Here is a 6,084-nt window from a genome sequence, read left to right on the forward strand (position 1 = left end):
ACGATAGGCCCCTCGTGCGGGAGGGGAACGGGGGTCCGGGAAGGCTGGGCCGACTCAGCCGGTGAGCGGTACGGCGGCGAGTGCGGCGACCACCCATGTCAGCGGCCCGAAAACGGCGAGGAGCGCGCCCGCGCGCAGTGCGGCGGCGGTCCGCAGGAGCCTTGTTGGGGCGCCCACCCGCACCAACGCCGCCGTGGTGTCGGTGCGGGCGTGTTTGGCCTCCAGGACCGCCGTCAGCAGCGTCGCGACGGTGCAGCCCACGATGAGCGTGGCGCCGAGGCCCGTGAGCGGTCCGAACGGGCGTGGGTCGCCGGGGCCGTAGAGCGCCGCGGCGGCGAATCCGCCGGCGACCACCGCGCAGACCACGCCCAGCGGGCGGCCGATCCGTACCGCCTCGTCCATCAGGACGCGCCCCGCGAGCAGCCGGGTCGCGCCGGGTCGCAGCATCTGGAGGAGTCGGCCGCAGAGGTGCGCGATACCGGGGCCCGCCAGGGCCAGGCCGAGCGCAGTCAACGACCAGCCGGCCAGGACACCCGCCGGGCTGCCCTCGAAACGTCCCGGCAGTGGCAGCGGCGTTCCCGAGCCGCCCCGGCTCGCGTACGTCTCGACGGCGAGCCCGGCCGCGGTGAGAGCCACGCCCCAAGGCAGCCCCGACGGGGCGGGCTTGGGAGTTGCCGGACGCTCGGGATCGGTGTGCTCGACCGACCTCGCCTTGCGCGGACGCAGGGCGACTCCGGTGGCCACGGTGGCGAGGACCGGTACGACGGCGAGCAGCGTGAGGGCGGCGGCCAGCGGCAATGGCTGTCCGGCGCCGAGGAGATCTGACGCGGCGCCGTCGAAGGGCAGCCCCGTGAGGTCACCCCGCAGGTGAAGGAAGAACAACAGCGCCACCACGCTGCCGAGCGTGCAGGACAGGGTGGTCGACGCGGCGGCCAGTGCGGTGAGTTGAGCCGGGCCGAGGCCGACCGCCGAGAGACCGGGACGCGGCCGCGTACTCGGGTCCGTACGGGCCACGGCGACGGCGAACTGCACCGTGGCGGCGAGTGGGAGCACGCACCACAGCAGGCGCAGCAGCGATCCAGCGGGGTGATTCATCGCCCAGCCCAGCGTGCACAGCAGGAGGAAACCGACGCCCGCCGACGCTGCGGCGACGAGCAGTCTGCGCAGCAGGACGAGAGGGTGACTGCCACGGGCTAGACGGAGAGCGAGCACGCTGCCTGGCCTTCCGCCTCGGACGGTCGCAGGGCGCCCACGCGGCGCCCGTCGACCAGTACGACGGTGCGGTCGGCGAGGGTCGCGACCTCGTCGTCAAGGGTGGCGAGGACGACGGTGATGCGATGCGAGCGCGCCGCGGTCGTCAGCGTGCGCAGGACCTGTGTGCGTTCGGCGGCGTACAACGGCGCCGTCGGCTCGTCGGCGAAGAGTACGGCGGGCGTGCTGACCAGGGCGCGGGCGACGGCGACGCGCTGGCGCTGCGACTGGAGCAGGGCGTGCGGACGCTTGCGGGCGCACATTCCGATGTCGAGCCGCTCCAGCCACTCCACGGCCGTGGCCTTCGCCGCACGGCGGGAGGAACCGCGCAGGAGCAGCGGCAGGGCGACGTTCTCCCACGCGTTGAACTCCGGGACCAGGACCGGATCGGAGTCGATCCAGCCGAAACGGTCACGCCGGAGCCGTTCACGCAGCGCCGGGGGCATCGTGTGCACGGCGGTGCTGTTGAACCAGACCTCGCCCTCCTGCGGGACGAGCTGGCCCGCGAGACAGCGCAGTAGGGTCGTCTTGCCGCTGCCGCGCGCGCCGCTGACGGCGAGGATCTCGCCCTCGCGCACACCGAGCGAGACGCCGCTGAGAGCCGGCGAGCCGTTGTGCGAGTGGTGCAGGGAACGCGCCCAGAGCACGTCGTTGTCCGGCGGGGCAACCATGGCGTACACCTCGGTTCGGATCGGGCTCGGTTCTGAGCTGACGTACCGCGCCCCGTCCGGGGGGAACGAGAGCGAAGCCGATCGGTCACTGCACCGTAGAGATCGATGACGAGGTGTGCGGACAGCACGCGGCCCGGGCGCCCCCTTTGCACTCGAACGGGGGCACCCGGGCCGACATGCGGATGACGCGTGGGATGGGGCTACAAGGCGGCGTACGGCGCCTCTTACGCGCCGTCCCACGCCCCGTACGCCGCGGTGATCAGAGCTTCGTCCAGGCCTCGGTCAGGACGGTGCGCAGGATCTGCTCGATCTCGTCGAACGTCGACTGGTCGGAGATCAGCGGCGGCGCGAGCTGTACGACCGGGTCACCGCGGTCGTCGGCGCGGCAGTACAGCCCGCTGTCGTACAGAGCCTTGGAGAGGAAGCCGTACAGGACGCGCTCCGTCTCCTCGTCCGTGAACGACTCCTTGGTGGTCTTGTCCTTGACCAGCTCGATGCCGTAGAAGAAGCCGTTGCCCCGTACGTCGCCGACTATCGGCAGGTCGTGGAGCTTGCGCAGCGTCGTGAAGAACGCGTCCTCGTTGTCCAGCACGTGCTTGTTGAGACCCTCGCGCTCGAAGATGTCGAGGTTGGCGAGACCGACTGCCGCGGAGACCGGGTGGCCGCCGAAGGTGTAGCCGTGCAGGAAGGTGTTGTCACCTTTGTAGAAGGGCTCGGCGAGACGGTCGGAGATGATGCAGGCGCCGATCGGGGAGTAGCCCGACGTCATGCCCTTGGCGCAGGTGATCATGTCCGGTACGTAGTCGAACTTGTCGCAGCCGAACATCGTGCCGAGCCGGCCGAAGGCGCAGATGACCTCGTCCGAGACGAGCAGCACGTCGTACTGGTCGCAGATCTCGCGAACCCGCTGGAAGTAGCCCGGCGGGGGCGGGAAACAGCCGCCCGCGTTCTGCACCGGCTCCAGGAAGACGGCGGCGACCGTGTCCGCGCCCTCGAAGAGGATCTCCTGCTCGATCTGGTCGGCGGCCCAGCGGCCGAAGGCCTCCGGGTCGTCGCCGTGGAGCGGGGCGCGGTAGATGTTGGTGTTCGGCACCTTGCGGGCGCCGGGGACCAGCGGCTCGAACGGGGCCTTCAGAGCGGGCAGTCCGGTGATGGACAGCGCTCCCTGCGGCGTGCCGTGATAGGCGACGGCGCGGGAGATGACCTTGTACTTGGTGGGCTTGCCTGTCAGCTTGAAGTACTGCTTGGCGAGCTTCCAGGCGGTCTCGACCGCCTCGCCGCCGCCGGTGGTGAAGAAGACCTTGTTGAGGTCCCCGGGCGCGTAGTGGGCCAGCCGCTCGGCCAGCTCGATCGCCTTCGGGTGGGCGTACGACCACACGGGGAAGAAGGCGAGTTCCTGAGCCTGCTTGTAGGCGGTCTCGGCCAACTCGTGGCGCCCGTGGCCCGCGTTGACCACGAACAGGCCGGAGAGGCCGTCCAGGTAACGCTTGCCCTTGTCGTCGTAGATGTAGGTGCCCTCACCACGCACGATGGTGGGCACGGGTGCGTTCTCGTACGACGACATGCGGGTGAAATGCATCCACAGGTGGTCGTAAGCGGTTTTGGAGAGGTCCTTGCTCACGGCTATCGGGTTCCCCACATGTAGGTCTGCTTCTTCAACTTGAGGTAGACGAAGCTCTCGGTGGAGCGCACGCCGGGGAGCGCGCGGATCCGTTTGTTGATGACGTCCAGCAGGTGGTCGTCGTCCTCGCAGACGACCTCCACCATCAGGTCGAAGGAGCCCGCGGTCATCACCACGTACTCGCACTCGTCCATCTCCGTGAGCGCGTCGGCCACGGAGTCGAGGTCGCCCTCGACATTGATGCCGACCATCGCCTGGCGCCGGAAACCGACGGTCAGCGGGTCGGTCACGGCCACGATCTGCATGACCCCCTGGTCGAGCAGCTTCTGGACGCGCTGACGTACGGCCGCCTCGGAGAGGCCCACGGCCTTGCCGATCGCGGCGTAGGGGCGCCGGCCGTCCTCCTGAAGCTGTTCGATGATCGCGAGGGACACGGCGTCGATCGTCGACGACGATCCGTTCCCGTTCCTGGGGTCTGCGCTGCGACTGGCCACCGGCTCACTGTGCACCGCGACTCGTCTGTCTTGCAACCCCAAAGCGATGAAATTCGTTGTACGTGGGTCAGAATATGACTGAATCCGAAGTTGGGAGGGGTCAGGTCTGTCGAAAGCGTCGGCAGAACGCTTAAGGTGGGTGTCTCACCCATCGGACACATCCGGCATGACATCTGTAAGGAGGGGTGGCAGTGACCACCGAGCTGCGCCGTCTGCGTAACTACATCAACGGGGAGTTCCGGGACGCCGCCGACGGGCGGACCATCGAGGTGGTCAACCCGGCCACGGGCGAGGCCTACGCCACGTCCCCGCTTTCCGGCCAGGCCGACGTCGACGCCGCCATGGAGGCCGCCGCCGCGGCGTTCCCCGCCTGGCGCGACACCACTCCGGCCGAACGCCAGAAGGTGATGCTCAAGATCGCGGACGCGTTCGAGGAGCGCGCCGAGGACCTGATCGCCGCCGAGTCGGAGAACACCGGTAAGCCGCTCGAACTGACCCGCACCGAAGAACTCCCGCCGATGGTGGACCAGATCCGGTTCTTCGCGGGTGCGGCGCGGATGCTCGAAGGCCGCTCGGCCGGCGAGTACATGGACGGTTTCACCTCCTTCGTGCGGCGTGAGCCGGTCGGCGTCTGCGCGCAGGTCGCACCGTGGAACTATCCGATGATGATGGCCGTGTGGAAGTTCGCCCCGGCGCTCGCGGCGGGCAACACCGTCGTACTGAAGCCGTCGGACACCACCCCGGCCTCCACGCTGCTGATGGCGGAGATCATCGGCGCGATTGCGCCCAAGGGCGTCTTCAACGTCATCTGCGGCGACCGCGACAGCGGGCGCACCATGGTGGAGCACGCGACTCCGGCGATGGTCTCGATCACCGGCTCCGTACGGGCCGGGACGCAGGTCGCCGAGTCCGCGTCGAGGGACGTCAAGCGCGTGCATCTGGAGCTGGGGGGCAAGGCGCCCGTCGTGGTCTTCGAGGACCTCGACAGCGAGGCGATCGCCAAGGCTGTCGAGGAAATCTCGGTGGCCGGCTTCTTCAACGCCGGGCAGGACTGTACGGCGGCGTGCCGCGTCCTGGTGCACGAGTCGATCCACGACGAGTTCGTGGCCGAGCTCGCCAAGGCCGCCGCCGACACCAAGACCGGTGGTCCGGATGACGAGGACGTGCTGTACGGGCCGTTGAACAACGCCAACCAGCTGAAGCACGTCTCGGGCTTCATCGAGCGGCTGCCGGCCCATGCCAAGGTCGAGGCGGGCGGTCACCGTGTCGGTGACAAGGGGTACTTCTACGCGCCGACCGTCGTCTCGGGTCTCAAGCAGGACGACGAGATCATCCAGAACGAGGTGTTCGGGCCCGTCATCACGGTGCAGTCGTTCACGGACGAGGCGCAGGCGCTGGAGTACGCGAACGGGGTCGAGTTCGCGCTCGCCTCCTCGGTGTGGACCAAGGACCACGGGCGCGCGATGCGCATGTCCAAGAACCTGGACTTCGGCTGTGTGTGGATCAACACGCACATCTGCCTGGTGGCCGAGATGCCGCACGGCGGCTTCAAGAAGTCGGGCTACGGCAAGGACCTGTCGGCGTACGGCTTTGACGACTACACACGTATCAAGCACGTGATGACGTCGCTCGACGCGTGAGGTACGCGGGGCGTGCGAGTCGCTGAGGCCGGCGCCTCGTCGCGACGTGATCGGCCCGCCAACTCGCGAGCACGGTGCTTGAGTTGCTTTCCCCGGGGCGGGGCGCGGACACGTAGCGTGTCTGCGCCCCGCCCCGTCTGTCGGGGTGATGGCCCCGTTCGTCGGTTCCGCCGCCGTCGCGGGCACCGTACGGGGGGTCCGGCTTCTACCAGGGCGCGCTGGACGGTTTCGGACTGAACGGTCTGGTGCTGAGGCGGGCCGGTGTGCTGAAGCCGTCCCCCGGGCACGCGACGTCGCGATGGGACTTGCCGCGGCTGCGGGTGCCACCGTCGTCGCGCAAGCCTTGACGCGGAGAGTTGTCGGGAGCCACTGAACTCCGGCCCCGTTCCTGGTGGTTGTGGCGAGTC

The 6,084-nt window shown here is 69.1% G+C and carries 5 protein-coding genes; 1 reads left to right on the top strand and 4 read right to left on the bottom strand.

Annotated features, from left to right (window positions below; all coding sequences use genetic code 11):
• Positions 1 to 54: 54 nt before the first annotated feature.
• The 4 genes from P3L51_RS09875 to P3L51_RS09890 all read right to left on the bottom strand — a co-directional run bounded on the left by P3L51_RS09875 (position 55) and on the right by P3L51_RS09890 (position 4,052).
• Positions 55 to 1,212: a hypothetical protein gene (locus P3L51_RS09875; protein ID WP_354604730.1), complete on the bottom strand. Its 1,158-nt coding sequence runs from the start codon at positions 1,210 to 1,212 to the stop codon at positions 55 to 57.
• A complete protein-coding gene (locus tag P3L51_RS09880) occupies positions 1,194 to 1,922 on the bottom strand; it encodes an ABC transporter ATP-binding protein (RefSeq protein ID WP_354604731.1) in 729 nt (242 codons plus the stop codon). Before P3L51_RS09880 ends, P3L51_RS09875 begins: the two co-directional genes overlap by 19 nt.
• Positions 1,923 to 2,181: 259 nt before the next feature.
• Complete coding sequence (locus P3L51_RS09885; protein ID WP_354604732.1) at positions 2,182 to 3,561, bottom strand: aspartate aminotransferase family protein; 1,380 nt, start codon at positions 3,559 to 3,561, stop codon at positions 2,182 to 2,184.
• Positions 3,546 to 4,052 (bottom strand): Lrp/AsnC family transcriptional regulator, encoded by a 507-nt coding sequence (locus tag P3L51_RS09890; protein WP_354604733.1) that lies wholly within the window; start codon positions 4,050 to 4,052, stop codon positions 3,546 to 3,548. The genes P3L51_RS09885 and P3L51_RS09890 overlap by 16 nt, the downstream gene beginning before the upstream one ends.
• 176 nt (positions 4,053 to 4,228) lie before the next feature.
• On the opposite strand from P3L51_RS09890, the gene P3L51_RS09895 reads away from it, so the two are divergent.
• Positions 4,229 to 5,677: a gamma-aminobutyraldehyde dehydrogenase gene (locus tag P3L51_RS09895; protein WP_354604737.1), complete on the top strand. Its 1,449-nt coding sequence runs from the start codon at positions 4,229 to 4,231 to the stop codon at positions 5,675 to 5,677.
• Positions 5,678 to 6,084: the final 407 nt, after the last annotated feature.

Source organism: Streptomyces panacea (assembly GCF_040560175.1).
Lineage (GTDB): Bacteria > Actinomycetota > Actinomycetes > Streptomycetales > Streptomycetaceae > Streptomyces > Streptomyces panacea.

Coding starts and splice junctions, on each gene's coding strand:
- P3L51_RS09880 (WP_354604731.1), bottom strand. CDS start 1,922: ATGGTTGCCCCGCCGGACAACGACGTGCTCTGGGCGCGTTCCCTGCAC.